Raw genomic sequence first — 560 nt, forward strand, 5'->3', positions numbered from 1 at the left:
GATAATGCGTTTACTCATTACCGTGTATTGCAGATTCAGGCGCGAGAATTCAATTTGCTGTGGATGGCAGTCTATGCTGATGTTATCCAGTACCCAGTCGTACAAGCGACGGTTATCCTGGAACTCAAGCGTACACAGCGAGTGTGTAATGCCCTCCAGCGCGTCTGAAATACAGTGGGTGAAATCATACATTGGGTAAACGCACCATTTATCACCCGTCTGGTGATGATGCACAAAACGCACACGGTAAATAACCGGATCGCGCATACACATAAACGGCGAGCTCATATCAATTTTTGCCCGTAATGCCGCGGTGCCTTCTTCGTGCTTACCTGCTGTCATGTCAGCGAAGTGCTTTAAATTCTCTTCCACAGAAGTATCACGGTAAGGGCTGTTCACACCCGGCTCTTTCAGGGTACCGCGCATTTCGCGCATTTTATCCTGCGAACTGAAATCAACGTAGGCCAGGCCTTTTTCAATGAGCTCAACTGCAAACGCGTGCAGCTGATCAAAGTAGTTAGAGGAATAACGCGGCTCGCCTTCCCAGTCATAACCCAGCC

1 pseudogene is annotated in these 560 nt (G+C 48.9%); it reads right to left on the reverse strand.

What is annotated here, in order from left to right:
- A pseudogene (locus B3180_RS11930) lies at positions 1-560 on the reverse strand (glutamate--tRNA ligase family protein); the annotation flags it as partial.

The organism is Idiomarina sp. UBA4206, from assembly GCF_002383015.1.
Lineage (GTDB): Bacteria > Pseudomonadota > Gammaproteobacteria > Enterobacterales > Alteromonadaceae > Idiomarina > Idiomarina abyssalis.